The organism is Candidatus Symbiopectobacterium sp. (assembly GCF_020054415.1).
Taxonomy (GTDB): domain Bacteria; phylum Pseudomonadota; class Gammaproteobacteria; order Enterobacterales; family Enterobacteriaceae; genus Symbiopectobacterium.
Map to the genome: position 1 here is coordinate 1 of NZ_JAHWCO010000532.1, position 17010 is coordinate 17010.

A 17010-nucleotide genomic window follows, 5' to 3' on the forward strand; every position below is an offset into this window, starting at 1 on the left:
ATCAAAACCGGTAACTCTCAACCTTTCAAGGTCCAGTGTCAGATCTAGTCGCGACTAATACAAAGAATCTGAACCAGATGTAATCTGACAGACACCTGTATAAATAATCGGTAACTGTCAGATCAGGTCTGAGCTAGTACACCTGATGCTTTTGGCGAATGCATTCCACCAGCAACGGGCTGTCGCGGAAGCATTCTGCTCCCTTGACACCGCCCGGTAACACGATGGCATCAAAAGGGTTATCTGCAACGGAAACCAGCGGTGCATCCGCCACCAATCTTGCGCCACGCGAACAGGTTATCGTTGTGTCGCCATCGCTGGCGACAGTGACAGCAATACCAGCGCGTACCAGCAGGTCAAATGTGGTTACAGCTTCGGTTTCTTCGTTACTGGGAGCCAAACAGAGGAGTACCGATGCGGTCATATTCGCTTTCCTTTAGCTTAATCATTTCAAATAAACGGCTGTTTTCCGGCAATGTTAAGCCGTGGGCACGGGCCCGCTGCAGCAGATAGCCGGTAATATAGTCAATTTCGGTATGACGCTGGGCACGGATATCTTGCAGCATGGAAGAAGTGTTTTCGGCGGTATTCTGAATCAATTGTTCCACGTACAGTTTCACCTGCTCCAGCGAATCGGGGTGGCCTTCACGCTCCATGACGCGCACGATCTCCTGACACAGCAGGTCTATTTGCTCGGGATAAGAGCTTAACGCCCCATTTTTACAGTTATAGAGCACGGTTAACGGATTAATCACACAGTTTGCTGCCAGTTTACGCCAGCACGTCACGGCAATATTATTGTACCAGGCGACATCTGGCAGCGCCTGATGCAGCAATGCAGCCAGCGCAGAGTGGGTATCGCTGTGAGGAACCGCGCCACGGCTGTTGCCGCTGGTAATGGCACCAATGTGCGTGGTTCCACCGGCAACGTGCACCACCAGCGTCGCATCGCGTCGTGCGGCGTGAGTCGTGACGCCTTGTAACAGCGGTTGGGTCAATACGGGCAACTCTTCCCGGGTGCCCATGCCATTGTGCAACAACAAAATGGTACAGTTCGGGGCGATAGTCGGTAATAAGGCGCTGACGGCATCGGAAACCTGCCAGGCTTTAAGGGTTACCAACAGCAGTTCGCTTTGCATCAGGTGCTCGGGATCGTTTGTCGGCAGCATCAGATTGCACAGTTTTCCGTCCAGCATTTGTACGTTGACGGCACAGTACGGAGCGGGGAAACGCATCCATCCCTGAACGTCGTGGCCTTGCTGATGTAATGCGGCAAGCCAAAGCTGACCCAGTGCGCCGCAACCCAGCACGGTAATTTTCATCTGAGTTTTCCTTTATCGATGCGCGTGGCACGCAGTGTGACGGAGGCGGTTATCTTTTGATTGATTCATTCTGCCTGACAATTACGTATTATGGCGCGTGAGAAAGGGACTGCAAGCTCCAAGGCGGGCGGATGTTGTTTCTCTGCGGAGAACAGGTATCATGCATGCCACATAACCCTATTCCTACGCATAAATCAGGGAGAATTGATTATGCCATCTTTCGATATTGTATCCGAAATCGATATGCAGGAAATCCGCAACGCTGTTGAGAATGGGTCACGCGAACTGACTAATCGCTGGGATTTTCGTAACGTACCGGCGAGCTTTGAGCTGAATGAGAAAAACGAACAGATCAAAGTGGCCAGCGAGTCAGATTTTCAGGTACAGCAACTGGTTGATATCCTGCGCGAAAAACTGGTGAAACGCGGTATCGAAGCAGGCGCGTTGGAGGTTCCAGAAGAGATGGAACACAGCGGCAAGACGTACAGCGTTAACGCCAAACTGAAGCAGGGCATTGAGCCTGAACAGGCGAAAAAAATCGTCAAGCTGATCAAAGACAGTAAGCTGAAAGTGCAAACACAGATTCAGGGTGAGCAACTGCGCGTAACCGGCAAAGCGCGTGACGATTTGCAAAGCGTCATGGCGTTGATTCGCGGAGCCAATCTGGGGCAACCCTTCCAGTTCACCAATTTCCGCGATTAATCGTAAAGGGCCAGCGATGCTGGCCCTATGTGACTCACGCTTGCCCGATCAGCGCTTCGAGCTGTTGACGGCTGGTCTTCTGACGATCGATTTTGACATAGGCGCTGCGCTCTTCCGGTACCACGATGGCCTCCGCTACGCCAGGGTGTATGCGTATCTTTTGTGCTAGTGCGGAGTCGTCCAATGCGTCATCGTGCAGTGCAATGCGCAAGCTGCTGAGATAAGGCGGATCCTTCATGCTGACGCCGATAATCAACCATAACGCGCAGAGCAGCGCTCCTGCTGCAAACACCCAGGCTGCACCGTGGAATTGAAACAGTGCGCCGCCCATGCTGCCGCCGATAGCAACGCCGATAAATTGGGTGGTGGAGTAGATCCCCATTGCGGTGCCTTTGTAACCCGCCGGTGCCTCTTTGCTGATAAGGGAGGGCAGCAGCGCTTCCATAATATTAAACGCCAGAAAAAATAGTTGAATGCCTGCCACAATAGTCCAAAATTGGCTGCCTGCCATCCATAAAAGCATCTCTGCGGCTAACAGCACTACGATACAGCCCACAAACACCCGCTTCATCTGCCGTTTCACTTCGGCATAAATGATAAAGGGCAGCACGCAGACAAAGGAGATCAGCATGGTGTACAGATAGATCTTCCAGTGTGATTCTGCTGGCAGACCTGCCTGTTCCAGCACGCGCGGCAGGGCGACAAAACTCGACATCAGCAGGATATGCAGGCACATAATGCCGATATTGAGTTTTACCAGACGGCTGTTACCGAGCACCTGGCGAATGCTGCCGCGCACAATGGCGGATTCCCGGTTGAGGGCATGGCTAGCGGCATTAGGGATCAGCGTCAGGGTTATTACAATTCCGAGCGATGCGAGCAGGGCCATGCACCAGAACAGGGACTGTAATCCCCAGGCGTGCGCAACGATCGGCCCAAGCACCATGGCGATGGCAAAGGTCACCCCGAAACTGATGCCGATAAAAGCCATTGCTTTGGTGCGATTTTGTTCGCGAGTGAGATCGGACAACAGCGCCATAACGGCGGCGGAGATCGCACCTGCTCCTTGTAACGCACGTCCGAGAATAATGCCCCAGATCGTGGTACTGAGGGCGGCAATCACGCTGCCGAGCACAAACATGAGCAGGCCGATGACGATGAGCAGTTTACGCCCGACGCGATCGGAAAGTAAACCAAAAGGCACCTGAAACAGCGCTTGCATCAGACCATAGATACCAATTGCGAGACCAATCAGCGATTCGCTGGCCCCTTGTAATGCCACGCCGTAGGTTGTTAGCACTGGCAACACCATAAACATGCCGAGCATACGCAGGGAAAAAACCGCACCTAAGCCCCAGGTTGCGCGCCGTTCGCGCGGCGTCATGATATTGTCTGTGAGGGATGTATCGTTCATGAAAACCTCAAATTCGCGTTGGCGCTATTGTAGTGCCTTACTCATCGGGTCGTAAATTGCAGCATTGTTACTTGATTTGGCGCACGGTCATAAAATGACATAGTAAATGCAGTAAGTGTGGGAAAGGGCGAAAAAAAAACAGACGATGGGGATCGTTTGTTTTTTCTACGTGCGAACGGTGAAACGTTAGCGCAGTGCGGTGAGCAGCACATCATGCATTGGCGTCATTGAGTCTACAGACATCATCACGCTCAATGATGTGATGGCAACGATCGAGAACACAAACAGTTTGCGCGCCCACACTTTGTCATCATTGGGTTTTTTGTAGCCCGACAGTGCCATGCCTAACCACCAGATACTTACAGAGGCTGCTACCACCAGATATTTATACCCGGCATAGCCACCCAGCGACAGCATCAGCGTAGCCACCATAAACGCCACGATATACAGCGTAATATGGTTTTTAGCCACGGAGATGCCTTTCACCACCGGCAGTACTGGAATGTTGGCGGCCTGATAATCCTTGAAACGGAAAATGGCGATAGCGTAGGAGTGCGGCATTTGCCACAGGCTGAAGATCAACAGCAGGATCAACGCACCCGCATCGAACTGGTTGCTTACGGCACAATACCCAATCACCGGCGGTGCAGCACCGGACAGGCTGCCGATCAGCGTGCCGTATACCGAGTGGCGTTTCATATACAGACTGTAGACGCCAACGTATACCACAAAGCCCATTACTGAAAGCCACATGGCTAGCGGGTTTGCCGCCACGTAGAGCAACGCAAAACCGGCAATACCTAACGCAGCCGCATAACTCAGTGACACATTGACTGAAATCAGCCCCTTCACCATCACTCTGTTTTTGGTTCTCTCCATCTTTTTGTCAATGTCACGGTCGATTACGTTGTTGAAGACGCAACCGGACGCAACCACCAACGACACCCCAAACAGGGTAGCGATAAAGAGGGGGTAATCAATGCTGCCTTTGGAAGCCAGCAGAAATCCCCCGATAACAGAAATCAGGTTGCCAAAAATGATCCCTGGTTTTGTGACTTGTAGGTATCGCTTAATCATCATGTCTGGCTCGATTACGGAATCATCATATTGTGGTGCGCGCTCAGCATAATCCAGATGGATCCTACTACCACGATAGCGATAATCAGAATGGCGAACACCAACGCTACCACGTTCCAGCGCTGCTCAGAAGAACTGTTCAGGTGCAGGAAGTAGACCAAGTGAACCAGGATCTGTACCACGGCGCAGCCAACCACACCGGCCATAATCACGCTGGGGGAGGCGGCACCCGCCATCACCAGACCAAACGGGATCACGGTCAGAATGACTGACATGACAAAGCCGATGACATAAGACTGTACGCTACCGTGGCTGGCGCCGTGATCGGTCGTTGAATGACTCATTGCATCGCCCCCATCAGATAAACTACGGTAAAGACACAAATCCATACCACGTCAAGGAAGTGCCAGAACAGGCTCAGACACATCAAACGGGTTTTCACGGTAGGGGTGATGCCCCAGCGTGAGACCTGAATCATCATCACCACAAGCCAGATGAGGCCTGAAGTTACGTGAACGCCGTGGGTGCCGACTAGCGCGAAAAAGGCCGACAGGAACGCGCTGCGATCCGGGCCGTATCCTTCTGCGATCAGGTGATGGAATTCATAGATTTCCATCCCGATAAACACCAGACCAAACAGGAAGGTGATAGCCAGCCAGGTGTTGATGCGCGCCACGTTGCCTTTGTACATGGCGATCATCGCCATGCCGAAGGTGATACTGCTCAACAGCAACGCGAAGGTTTCGACCAGCACAAACTTGAGATCAAACAGGTCTTTTCCGGACGGACCGCCCGCCGTGCCAGTTACCAGCACGGCATAGGTGGCGAACAATGAGCCGAAAATGATCAAATCGCTCATGAGGTAAACCCAGAACCCCAGCACCTTGGTGCCGCTGGCGTCGTGGTGCCCATGCTCTGCATGGGCGTCATGAGCAGCGTGATGATGCGTCAGAGTTTCAGTTGTCATGTTTCACACCTGCTTTGCTGATATTGTCGAAGTGCTGGTTCTCAATCTCTTCGATTTGTTTGACCGGAACGTAGTAATCCACATCGCGGTTAAAACTGTGCACAATCCAGGTCACGATCATGCCGACGAAACCGGCAATCGCCATCCACCAGATATGCCAGATCATGGCGAAGCCGAACACCAGACTGAACGCTGAGATAATCACGCCAGCGCCGGTGTTTTTCGGCATATGAATTTCTTCATAGCTGACCGGTTTTTTGTTGGCTTCACTGCGCTCTTTCTGTTCCCAGAAGGCATCGCGTACCTGAACGTTCGGCACGATGGCGAAGTTATAGAACGGCGGTGGGGACGAGGTTGCCCACTCCAACGTGCGGCCACCCCACGGGTCACCGGTCAAATCACGGTTTTGGTCGCGATCGCGGATACTGACATAGAACTGCATCAATTGGCACAGTACGCCAAGGCCGATCAGTGCGGCACCGACAGAGGCAACTACCAGCAGTGAGTGGAACTGCGGATCAATCTGTTGGCTGAGGCGACGGGTCATGCCCATAAAGCCCAGCACATACAGCGGCATAAAGGCGGTGAAGAAGCCGATAATCCAGAACCAGAACGCGCGTTTGCCCCAAGTTTCGTTCAGCGTGAAGCCAAACGCTTTCGGAAACCAGTAGGTAATACCGGCAAAAATACCAAACACCACGCCGCCGATAATGACGTTATGGAAGTGCGCAATCAGGAACAGGCTGTTGTGCAGTACAAAGTTGGCACCCGGCACCGCCAGCAGCACCCCGGTCATCCCACCGATGGTAAAGGTGATGATAAAACCAGTAGTCCACAACATGGCAGAGTTCGGCTGGATTCGGCCCTGATACATGGTGAACAGCCAGTTGAAGATTTTCACCCCGGTCGGGATGGAAATGATCATGGTAGCAATACCAAAGAAGGCGTTAACGTTCGCGCCAGACCCCATGGTGAAGAAGTGGTGCAGCCAGACGATAAACGACAGTACGGTAATGGCGATGGTCGCCCACACCAGCGAGGTGTAACCGAACAGACGCTTCTTACAGAAGGTGGCAACCACTTCGGAGTAAACGCCGAAAATGGGCAGAACCAGAATGTACACCTCAGGATGGCCCCAGGCCCAGATGAGGTTGATGTACATCATCATGTTGCCGCCCATATCATTGGTAAAGAAATGGGTGCCCAGATAGCGATCCAGAGTCAGTAAGGCGATGGTGACGGTCAAAATCGGGAAGGCGGCGATGATCAGCACGTTGGTGCACAGTGCCGTCCAGGTAAAGACCGGCATTTTCATCAGCGTCATACCCGGTGCACGTATACGGATAATGGTCGCGAAGAAGTTGACGCCAGTCAGCGTAGTACCCAGACCGGAGATCTGTAGACTCCATATCCAGTAATCCACACCTACGCCAGGACTGTACTCCTTGCCGGAAAGCGGCGGATAGGCCACCCAACCGGTTTGCGCAAACTCACCGATACCCAGCGACAGGTTGATCAGGACAACCCCTACCACGAATAGCCAGAAGCTGAGCGAGTTAAGGAAAGGGAAGGCCACGTCGCGTGCGCCGATTTGCAGCGGCACTGCCAGGTTCATCAAACCGACCACAAACGGCGTTGCCACGAAGAAAATCATGATCACGCCGTGCGCGGTAAATATCTGATCGTAGTGGTGGGCATTAAGGAAGCCTGCCTCACCGGCAGACGCCAAGACCTGCTGACCACGCATCATGATGGCATCGGCAAAGCCACGAATCATCATGATAAACGCAACGATCATATACATGATGCCGATGCGTTTGTGGTCTACCGAGGTAAACCATTCAGCCCACAGCCACTTCCATTTACCGAAATAAGTGATGGCCGCCAACAGGGCGAGGCCGCCGACGATGATGCCGGCCACCGTAACCATAATAATGGGTTCATGATACGGAACCGCATCAAGAGTTAGTTTTCCGAACATCGTCTTATCCCTCGGCGCCTTGGTGCGAGGCGTGCTCGCTCATGTTCATATTGTCACCGTGTTGCATGCCGCCTGGCTGCGTTTCGCCTTCAGCGTGGTGATGCGCAGGCGCACCGCCGCTTTGCGTGAATTTGCGAATCAGGTTTTCAAACAGCTCAGGTTGCACGCTGGAGAAGTACTCTACCGGGTGGAATTCGCTGGGTTTGGCCAGAGCATTGAATTCCTCCGTGCTGTTCAGCGTTTTGTTGGAGGCACGCACGGTGGCAACCCAATGGTCGAATTCCTGCTGGCTTGGAGTGGCAATGGCAGTAAATTTCATGCCGGAGAAGCCTTTCCCGCTATAACCACCAGAAATACCGTCATATTTACCCGGCTCGTTGGCGATAAGATGCAGTTTGGTTTGCATGCCCGCCATCGCGTAAATCTGCCCACCCAGACGCGGAATGAAGAAAGAGTTCATTACGGTATCGGAGGTGATTTTGAAATTCACCGGCACATTGGTTGGGAACACTAACTCGTTGACCGTGGCGATACCCAATTCCGGGTAAACAAACAGCCATTTCCAGTCGAGTGAAATCACTTCGACGGTAATCTGCTTGGCCTCGGAGACCAACGGCTTATACGGATCCAGTGAATGGGTGGTTTTCCAAGTAATGGTACCCAGAATAAGAATGATGATGATGGGAACTGTCCATACCACCGCTTCTATCTTGTTGGAGTGTGACCAGTTCGGGGTGTATTTCGCTTTGGTGTTGGAAGCGCGAAACTTCCAGGCAAAAGCGATGGTCATCACGATTACCGGAATAACTACGATCAACATCAACCCGAGTGCCGTCAGAATCAACGACCGTTGCTCCAACCCGACCTGTCCTTTGGGGTTCATTAATGCCACATCACAACCGCTCAGTAGTGCTGCGGCAGCGAATAAAGACAACATCCCAAAAATTTTATCGTACTTCCTGAGTCTCATCTAGCGACCTCAATAACAAGGGCTCTATTGTCATTTCATGCGAGCGGGCATTTTACGGTAAGGTTACTGCACTGTAAACATGATTAAGGTTATGTCAGCGCTTTGTTGCTGATTTTTGCCCTGAATGTCACAATTACCTTGTCGTTAGGAAAAATTTATTAAAAACAGTGAATTAAAATTTATCCCATAGAGAAGTATGGATGGATAAAAAAAATTACAACCCGCCTGAAGAGGAATTTTCCATCGAACCAACATGATTGCCTCTCACACATTTTCCCAACAATTAAATAGCCAGAAAAAAGTGAGCCAACGTAAAAAAATAACGTTGGCTGATAGCAGACTAGTGAAAAAAAATAATACGATGCGGTGATAACCACGCAGGTTTATCGCTATTTTCAGGCTTCAGGTGACGGTGAATTATGCAGCGATAAATAGTCGAGTACGCAACCTAAAAGCGCCCCAGAAACGACAAAAATAACCAATAGAATAAGAATGTTATAATTGATTGTTTCAACTGCATTGTCACCCAACGCGTGGGCGATGGTCAAGGTCAGTCAGATGAATAACAGCGCACACCCAGCGGCTAGGAGACGCAGCGCGAAGCGGTAATAGCGGGGATAGGTATACGTACCATAAATGTGCCGGTACGCTGGGTGTACTCTAGGGTTTGTCTGCATACTAATAGCAGGACTAATCTCGGCACCGAGATCGCAATGGTAAATAAATAGAACCAGGCCCAACCATGGGTCTCTACAAACCAGCCTGCGATCGGGCCAACGTAGACGCGCCCCACGGCCGAGAGTGCGGAAAGCAGCGCAAACTGGGTAGCGGAAAACGACGTGTTGCATAAGGTCATCAGTAACGCCACGAACGCCGCTGTGCCCATCCCGCCGCACAGGTTTTCCAGAAAGATAACCCCTGCCATGCTGATCAGATGTTTGGTCGTGATCGCCAGCAGCCAGTAGCCTGCGTTAGAGATGGCCTGCAAGATGCCGAATAGCAGCAACGCACGGAACAAGGTCATACGTTGCATTAACAACCCGCCGTACAAGGCACCAATAATGGTGGCGAGTAACCCCAACGTTTTGTTGACCAGTCCGACGTCGCCAGCATTGAAACCTACGCCGCGAATCAGGAACGGGGGACTCAGGCTCATCGCAAAGGCGTCGCCCAACTTATACAGCACGATCAGCAATAAAATCAGCCAGGCGTTATTGCGCGAAAAGAAGTCGCGCAGTGGGGCAAACATTGCCTGTTCAAGGGTGCGCGGTGCCGGAGCATCCAACACCGGTTCAGGCGCACGCAAGGCCCTGCAGGAGCAGCAGCGCCATCAGCACATAGGTGGCGTGCCAACCGAGATAACGATCGGCCATCCACAGCGCCAATCCACCCGAAACCAGCATGGCCAGACGGTAACCCAATACGGAAATGGCCGCGCCCGAGCCGCGCTGATCGGCGGGTAACAGGTCCGCTTTGTAGGCGTCAAACACGATATTCTGCGAGGCGGAACAAAATGCCACCAAAACCGCAATAGCGGCTAACCACCACAGATGCTTACCAAGTTCCAGCAGCGCCATTGAGGCAATCAATCCGATCAGCAGCACCTGACTGACCAGCAGCCAGCCACGGCGACGGCCGAGGAAGGGCGGGGTGTAACGGTCCATCATCGGTGCACACATAAACTCGAAAACATAGGCTTGTCCCACTAGGGAGAAGAAACCGATGGTTTTCAAATCGACGTTAGCGACCGCCATCTAGGCCTGCAACGTACCAGAGGTCAGCGCCAGCGGTAGCACGGACGCAAAACCCAGTAGCAGCAGCGACAGTGAATACGGCTGACGAAAAAGGGTAAAAAAGCGATGTAGCATGGTAGATACTTCCCTCTATCCCACAGAACAGGATAGAGGAAAACAGCGTGGGAATTATCGGGCGTTAGCCTTAATGAAGCTGCTGACAGTGGTGTCTTGTGCCATGTCATTGATGACATCGCCCAATACCGTATTAACAGCGTTGGTGATTTTTTCGTTGGTCGCGGTCAACGCGCCCTGAACGTTATAGGTTGAGCGGTAATTTTTGACCTGCTTGTTGCCGTTGGCAGCCTGAGAGATGATCGAAATATCCGCGCGTGCAGTGATATTATGACGCAGGTTGCCTTCTGAAACGTCAGCATACAGTTGGTTTACCACGACTTGTAGCGAAACCGGGCCACCGTTTCCGATCATGTAACCGCGTGAGGACATCTGTTTTTCCAGCGCTTCTTGCAACAGGAAACGCAGGTCGCGTGAAGGCGTCAGCACGATCAGTTGCCCGTCGCGGTTGATTTTGGCTAATGCCTGATCGGCACGCTGATCGGCCCCGTTGATGCTGACAGTGACGCCCATCAGGGTTGGGTCTTGCGCTGGCACGTTAATTTTAGGAGAGACATCAAGCGTATTGCTTTGATTGGCGCATCCGGCGAGCATCAGCACGGCCAATACGGGAAAAAACAGTTTTTTTAACATTGTGCATTTTCTCAGTAATGATTAGGGTGGTTCGCTGGTAAGAAATTCCCGTTATCATACCATTGCCGGCAGCGGGTGAAAGGACGAATTCAGGGGAAATACTCTGGAAATGGCCATTTTTTCGGCGCGATGCTGTGAGATATCGCGATCGCCGGATTGACAGATAGTGTGTTCACCTCATTTTTCTGCCAGTGGAATATACTGTCTGGCAAGATCAACAAGCAATAAGGACGACGTCATGCATGCCACCATTGAGGCGAAATTGCGCGCAGCTTTTGCCCCCACGCATCTGGATGTGATCAATGAAAGCCATCAACATCGCGTGCCTGCGGGTTCGCAAAGCCATTTTAAGGTGGTATTGGTGAGTGAAACCTTTACCGGACAGCGCACCATTGGCCGTCATCGCGCGGTTTATGCCACGCTAGCGACGGAATTGGAAAATGGCCTGCACGCGTTGGCGCTGCATACTTACACGCCGCAAGAGTGGTCCGATGCGCGGGGCCAGGCCCCGAAATCACCTGCCTGTGGCGGTGCTGGCATTGACGCCTGATTGATGCCAACGACGCATAAAAAGAGACGCATAAGAGGTGACTGACATCAAAGCTCGCTTATCTTGTCATAATAGTCTGCGCACTTTTCTCGACTCACTCCCTCTATGCCGCTATAATGCCGCGTCTTATTTTCCGGAAATGTCATCGGGACGCTTCTGACGACAAGGAACAGGGTTCAGATACCAGCTGTTGCTGTCGCGGTTCTGTGGGGTTATGTCCAAACCGACACCCATGCGTATATGGTTTTGGAGCTGACCGAGCACTGTGATTTTTTGAGGTAACAAGATGCAAGTTTCAGTTGAAACCACCCAAGGCCTTGGTCGCCGCGTAACAATTACCGTCACTGCTGATAGCATTGAAGAAGCGGTAAAAAAAGAGCTGGTTAACGTTGCTAAAAAAGCGCGCGTTGACGGTTTTCGTAAAGGCAAAGTGCCGATGAACGTTATCGCTCAGCGTTATGGCGCTTCCGTGCGTCAAGACGTGTTGGGCGATCTGATGCAGCGTCATTTCGTTGACGCCATCGTTAAAGAAAAAATCAATCCCGTTGGTGCGCCGAACTATGTGCCGGGCGAATACAAGCTGAATGCCGATTTCACCTACGCGGTAGAGTTTGAAGTCTATCCGGAAGTAGAGCTGAAAGGCCTGGACACCATCGAAGTTGAAAAACCGCTGGTTGATGTGGTTGATGCTGACGTTGATGCCATGCTGGAAGTGCTGCGCAAGCAACAAGCCACCTGGAAAGATACCGATGCTGCCGCTGGTGCAGAAGATCGCGTAACAGTGGACTTTACCGGCACTATCGACGGCGAAGTGTTCGATGGCGGTAAAGCGTCTGATTTCGTTCTGGCTATGGGCCAGGGCCGCATGATTCCATGCTTTGAAGAAGGTCTGGTGGGTCACAAAGCAGGTGAAGAGTTCATTACCGACGTGACCTTCCCAGAAGACTACCACGCTGAAAACCTGAAAGGGAAAGCAGCGCAGTTCGCTATCGTCCTGAAGAAAGTGGAAGAGCGTGAACTGCCGGAACTGACCGCAGAATTCATCGCACGTTTCGGCGTGGCGGATGGTTCTGTTGAAAGTCTGCGGGCTGAAGTGCGTAAAAACATGGAACGTGAGCTGAAAGGCGCAGTGCGTAACCGTATCAAGTCTCAGGTGATCGACGGTCTGGTGAAAGCCAATGATATCGACGTTCCTGCTGCGCTGATCGACGGCGAAATTGACGTTCTGCGTCAACAAGCGGCACAACGCTTTGGTGGCAACGCCAAGCAAGCGGCTGAACTGCCGCGTGAACTGTTTGAAGAGCAAGCTAAACGTCGCGTTGTCGTGGGTCTGCTGCTGGGCGAAGTGATCAGCACCAACGAACTGAAAGCGGACGATGATCGCGCTAACGCGCTGATCGAAGAGATGGCTTCTGCCTACGAAGATCCGCAGGAAGTGGTTGCTTACTACAGCAAAAACAAAGAGCTGATGAACAACATGCGCAACGTTGCTTTGGAAGAGCAAGCGGTTGAAGTGGTGTTGTCTAAGGTGAAAGTGGTCGAGAAAGCCGTCAGCTTCAACGATCTGATGAACCAGCCTGCTACGGCGTAATTCGCTGTCTGGCTTCGGTCGGTTATCTTTTCCAAAATAAGGGTCTTGTATTCAATGAGTTGATGTAGCATCAAACGTAGTACTCGCGTTCGATGTAAGTACCGATGATCCTATCGTGCATTTCGGATGATTTTGAATATCCGAGCGTCTTGCGATTGAGCCGTTGCAATCGGTTACGCGGTGTCATATGTGCACGCTCAATACGCTGTGTATACAGCTTGCTAACAATGCGTTTTACTTTTGGAAGTTCGTCGTTGTAAGCCCTGTAGCCATCCGTGTTTGCATGACTGACGACGGTAACGCTGATGGCCACTTTTGCCATAACCGTGTTTTTTCACATTAGATGTGGCCTTGTTGAATAATAGGTAATCATGCTGTTTTTCCATGCCAGTTTTGGTTGAAAATGCTTGTCATCTCAGGTGTACACTTTTCTCATGAGGCCTAACTGCATGATTTTACGTTGCGAGGATCTGTCGTTTCACTGGGCTGCCAGCATAAAATCTATTTATTCAACAAAGCCCGAGGAGAATTGTAATATGTCTTCGCTTTGCAGAAACGGAAAGTTGCTGTCTGAGATAAAAAGTGAGAAAGGAAGCGTAGCGATTGAGTTTTTTTTCTACTTTTCTTCTATTGTACTGCTCTGTTTTTTATTGGTTGATTACAGTCGATATTTTTTAAACAAAGGCTATATGGAGCGTGTCAATCATTCTCTTGCCACCGTGTTGCGTGAACGCACTGCACTTTATCATGGGAAAGAGATCTTGACACAGGATGATGTCAATCAGTTAGATTTGCTGGCAAATATGCTCTTGGCTGAATCTCGTATCGGGGAAAAGTATAATCTCTATGTGGATGCTATCTATTTTGATGAAGATGTAAAGTCAGAAAAAAAGATAAAAGGTAAGCCCATGTCGTTTACTGTAGTTCATGTAAAAGAGGGTAATTGTCCAAAGTCAGAGTTTGCAAAGGATTTCACTAAACATATTCTGCTTTCCCCTTTTTCTCATGCTGATACTGGGTCGACGCGAACTGAGCATTGGCTACCTGTTTATCAAGTCACTCTCTGTACTCAAAGTCAGTATAGTTTGTTAATGAAAATATTACGTGCTATTGGACCATCTGTAGGAAATATCTCAGTGAGTAATGCGGTAATCCCTCGGTGAGTTTTTGGAGTTCGATAATTATTTCAGGGAGCGTCATGAAGATAAAATATGCTGTTTATTTCTTTCTGTTGGTATTCCGCAGAGAGTCTGGTGCAATGGCATTGCCGTTTGCTATTATGTTTCCAATATTATTGATGTTTTTTTCTTTTGCACTTGATGGGGCGCATTTCCAGTCAAACCGTGCCCGATTGGCAGATGCGATGAATCAGGGGGTATTAGCTATTGCGATAAACGATCGCTGTGATTACGTCGCGGATAAAGAATGTGCTGTTAAGCATGGAAACAAAGAAGCCAATGAAAAGGTTCTGAGAGACTATCTGAATTATTATCTGCCCTATGTGACGTTTACTGATAATGATCTTGACGTTATTGTCAGTCTGAACCGCGATAATTCAGAAAAATTAACCTCAATTGATTATAATGCATCTGGTATTGCGACATTACATCCTATCTTCAAAAAATATAATGAGGTTGGATTTAACGATGATATTCATATACGTGCAGATAGTTCTGCTGGCACGGTAAGAAAATCTATAGAACATAAAAATATCCCTACGGATTTCGTTTTTATTGTAGACGTTTCTGGCTCAATGGGTTTTGATATTAATGGGTCCAAGCCTGATGTTAAAGGCGGTATCAAATATGATATTTTGAAAGATGCGGTAGTGGATTTTTCTCAAATTATTCTTAATGGTAATGAGAAAAATACCATTGGCATTGTTCCTTTTAATACTGGTGTTCCAGTTATATTGAGTAAAAATGACCTTTTTGGTGGAAAAGAAATTGGCTGTTCTTTTGTCGGTAAACTTAAAAAAGAGTATGCGAAAGTTAGCAATAAAAATATTGATTTTAACTTTTGGTATAACAAAAACTTCAATGAGAATAATAAGAGTTTCGATCAGCAGGATAAGGTAATTACCTCTTATTATAAATCAGTCGTCTCACCTTTTTTGGGACTCACCATGGAGCAAATGGTTAATGATAAAAAGTGGTGCACTGAAATTTCGAAGATAAATGGTTCTTACAGCTGTGATGCTGATCCTCGTGCTAATTTGCGTGCGCATCATGAAGAATTTACTCTTCATTATAATAATGTTAAGAAATTATACACATTAGCAAAAAGATATTTTAATGTTGTAAATGTTGATACTATTGATTTCGATGAAACTTTGAAGGATGACTACTTGTTTTCTGATAAGTCAGTTACTACTTATCCCTATTTTAGTTATTATAGAGAAGATGGCATGTTTAATGAAATGTGTAATGGTTCTGTGCGAGGTGGAGTAAAGTCAATATCCGAATCTGATGTAGAAAAAAAAACTAATTTTTCTCAATATTCGCGAAATACTGGTCCACCGTATTCTTATTTAATTGAATTAACCTCTAATGCTGACATTATCTCTCAATTTAAGAAAATGAGTATTCTTGGAGCGAGCACTGACAGTAGTAGTGGTTTGCTGCGATCGCTACCTGTGATCGCAAAGGGTAATAACCCTAAAAAAGTCATTATCATGGTTACTGATGGGGAAGATAGCGGTGGGCCGAAAGAGTTGACCACAGCTCTTCATAAGGAATACCATATTTGCAAACGAATAAAAGAGGGTTTGTTAAATCACAACAAAATTCATAAGACAGTGGCGGTGGATATATTTTTTATTTCCTTAGCTAAGAACGGGACTGATGATGACAATGTTAAGTTTTGGCGGGAATTCTGTGTTGGAGACGATAATGCTTTTGTTGCGAGTGATTATCTAAGTCTGGTGAATATACTGGCAAAAATATCTAAAAAAGAAAAAATAAACTTTATCGATAAAAGTGGTTTTTAATTGATAGGCTTCGTCCGTATTTGGGAGGGATATGAGAACAATAGTAATTGCAGATACACTCTATTATCGTTATATAGGATTGAGCGATCTTTTTTATAAAAAGTTCGACGGCAATCCTGATGTGGATGTGTTCGATCACTACAACGAGAAAAAGCTAACGCGTAGGGGAGAATACCGTAATGCGCTGGTCATTGGTAATCAAACCTTTCATGAAATGGAGAGAACTAATCGATTATTACACGCCAATAACAGCGATATAATTGTTTATCGTATTTTTTTTTCCGATATGATCAAACTACGACGCTTGAAGCGACATTTGGTACTGAGTCCTTATTGTATCGTGGTGTCTTCAGATATCGCTAATCGTGATTTATTTATGCTAAGCCATTCATGGCTGGGGTGTTTAGAAAAAGATAAATTCGCCTATGTCAGGTTTAATTCACACGAGCGACAACTGTTACAGTATTGGGAGGAGATAACACATGGTCATATTCCTGCTGGGCTTAAGAATATAGCCTACTCCGTTATCAGTCGTTTAAAACGAAAGATGGATATTCGCAGTGAATACTCTCTTTATTTGCTGTGGCGGATAACGCATCTGGGGATTTTTTCTTTGAACAATTTTTCAATGGGCAGTAACCGCAACCGGGTCAGAGCGCCTGTACCGAGTAAACTGTCGGCTACGCCCTCAATTCCCCACGGCTATTTTTTTCTGCGCTGAGTCTGTTGCATCGTCTGAAGGCCCGGTGAGCGTCGCTCCACGGACAGCGTTCTGTCGCTTAGAAATCCCAGTCATTATCTTCGGGGCTTTGTTGAATAAATCAGAACTTGTAACGACTGCGCCCCATACGGGTCGATTGTTACGTGATGCGAATACTGTTCGGCATTCCTGATAGCGTGATCCGGTTAAGCGCTTTGACCATGACCATGGCTTCACCCACCTGAG

General features: G+C 49.0%; 15 protein-coding genes and 3 pseudogenes. 6 read left to right on the forward strand and 12 right to left on the reverse strand.

The window, feature by feature from the left end; genetic code table 11:
* Positions 1-151: 151 nt before the first annotated feature.
* Positions 152-424: pseudogene (locus QZ506_RS15615) on the reverse strand (DJ-1/PfpI family protein); the annotation flags it as partial.
* Positions 387-1322, reverse strand: coding sequence for a 2-dehydropantoate 2-reductase (panE, locus tag QZ506_RS15620; RefSeq protein WP_291972289.1), 936 nt, complete (start codon positions 1320-1322; stop codon positions 387-389). The pseudogene QZ506_RS15615 and the gene panE, both read right to left, overlap by 38 nt.
* A gap of 210 nt (positions 1323-1532) precedes the next feature.
* Here panE and QZ506_RS15625 point away from each other — a divergent pair, with 210 nt between their 5' ends.
* On the forward strand, positions 1533-2024 hold the full coding sequence (locus QZ506_RS15625) for a YajQ family cyclic di-GMP-binding protein (protein ID WP_291972292.1): 492 nt from the start codon (positions 1533-1535) through the stop codon (positions 2022-2024).
* A gap of 34 nt (positions 2025-2058) precedes the next feature.
* Here the strand turns inward: QZ506_RS15625 and QZ506_RS15630 are convergent, their stop codons facing one another.
* From QZ506_RS15630 to QZ506_RS15665, 8 genes and pseudogenes are all read right to left on the reverse strand, one after another.
* A complete protein-coding gene (locus tag QZ506_RS15630; protein WP_291972294.1) occupies positions 2059-3438 on the reverse strand; it encodes an MFS transporter in 1380 nt (459 codons plus the stop codon).
* Between the two features lie 186 nt (positions 3439-3624).
* Entirely contained in the window at positions 3625-4515 is an 891-nt protein-coding gene (gene cyoE, locus QZ506_RS15635) for a heme o synthase (RefSeq protein WP_291972316.1), read from the reverse strand.
* A gap of 14 nt (positions 4516-4529) precedes the next feature.
* Positions 4530-4859: a cytochrome o ubiquinol oxidase subunit IV gene (locus tag QZ506_RS15640; protein ID WP_222158272.1), complete on the reverse strand. Its 330-nt coding sequence runs from the start codon at positions 4857-4859 to the stop codon at positions 4530-4532.
* Positions 4856-5482, reverse strand: coding sequence for a cytochrome o ubiquinol oxidase subunit III (locus QZ506_RS15645; RefSeq protein ID WP_291972296.1), 627 nt, complete (start codon positions 5480-5482; stop codon positions 4856-4858). The genes QZ506_RS15640 and QZ506_RS15645 overlap by 4 nt, the downstream gene beginning before the upstream one ends.
* Positions 5472-7463: a cytochrome o ubiquinol oxidase subunit I gene (gene cyoB, locus QZ506_RS15650; RefSeq protein WP_291972298.1), complete on the reverse strand. Its 1992-nt coding sequence runs from the start codon at positions 7461-7463 to the stop codon at positions 5472-5474. The genes QZ506_RS15645 and cyoB overlap by 11 nt, the downstream gene beginning before the upstream one ends.
* A 4-nt stretch (positions 7464-7467) precedes the next feature.
* Complete coding sequence (cyoA, locus tag QZ506_RS15655) at positions 7468-8433, reverse strand: cytochrome o ubiquinol oxidase subunit II (RefSeq protein WP_291972300.1); 966 nt, start codon at positions 8431-8433, stop codon at positions 7468-7470.
* Positions 8434-8828: 395 nt separating this feature from the next.
* A pseudogene (ampG, locus tag QZ506_RS15660) lies at positions 8829-10301 on the reverse strand (muropeptide MFS transporter AmpG).
* 54 nt (positions 10302-10355) lie between these two features.
* On the reverse strand, positions 10356-10934 hold the full coding sequence (locus QZ506_RS15665; RefSeq protein ID WP_291972302.1) for a lipoprotein: 579 nt from the start codon (positions 10932-10934) through the stop codon (positions 10356-10358).
* A 238-nt stretch (positions 10935-11172) separates the two neighbouring features.
* Between QZ506_RS15665 and bolA the strand changes: the two genes are divergently transcribed.
* Both bolA and tig read left to right on the forward strand, forming a co-directional pair.
* Complete coding sequence (gene bolA, locus QZ506_RS15670) at positions 11173-11484, forward strand: transcriptional regulator BolA (protein WP_291972304.1); 312 nt, start codon at positions 11173-11175, stop codon at positions 11482-11484.
* Positions 11485-11770: 286 nt separating this feature from the next.
* Positions 11771-13075, forward strand: a complete 1305-nt coding sequence (gene tig, locus QZ506_RS15675; RefSeq protein WP_291972305.1) for a trigger factor — start codon at positions 11771-11773, stop codon at positions 13073-13075.
* 70 nt (positions 13076-13145) lie between these two features.
* On the opposite strand, the gene QZ506_RS15680 is transcribed toward tig, so the two are convergent.
* A complete protein-coding gene (locus QZ506_RS15680; RefSeq protein ID WP_291972307.1) occupies positions 13146-13397 on the reverse strand; it encodes an IS1 family transposase in 252 nt (83 codons plus the stop codon).
* 127 nt (positions 13398-13524) lie between these two features.
* On the opposite strand from QZ506_RS15680, the gene tadF reads away from it, so the two are divergent.
* From tadF to QZ506_RS15695, 3 genes are read left to right on the forward strand one after another with little or no spacing between them, the layout of a single operon-like run.
* Positions 13525-14238, forward strand: coding sequence for a tight adherence pilus pseudopilin TadF (gene tadF, locus QZ506_RS15685; protein ID WP_291972310.1), 714 nt, complete (start codon positions 13525-13527; stop codon positions 14236-14238).
* Positions 14239-14273: 35 nt separating this feature from the next.
* Positions 14274-16064 carry a hypothetical protein gene (locus tag QZ506_RS15690; RefSeq protein ID WP_291972313.1) on the forward strand — a complete coding sequence of 597 codons (1791 nt, stop codon included), beginning with the start codon at positions 14274-14276 and terminating at the stop codon, positions 16062-16064.
* 31 nt (positions 16065-16095) lie between these two features.
* Positions 16096-16785 carry a hypothetical protein gene (locus QZ506_RS15695; protein ID WP_291972315.1) on the forward strand — a complete coding sequence of 230 codons (690 nt, stop codon included), beginning with the start codon at positions 16096-16098 and terminating at the stop codon, positions 16783-16785.
* Positions 16786-16924: 139 nt separating this feature from the next.
* Here the strand turns inward: QZ506_RS15695 and QZ506_RS15700 are convergent.
* A pseudogene (locus QZ506_RS15700) lies at positions 16925-17010 on the reverse strand (lipoprotein); the annotation flags it as partial.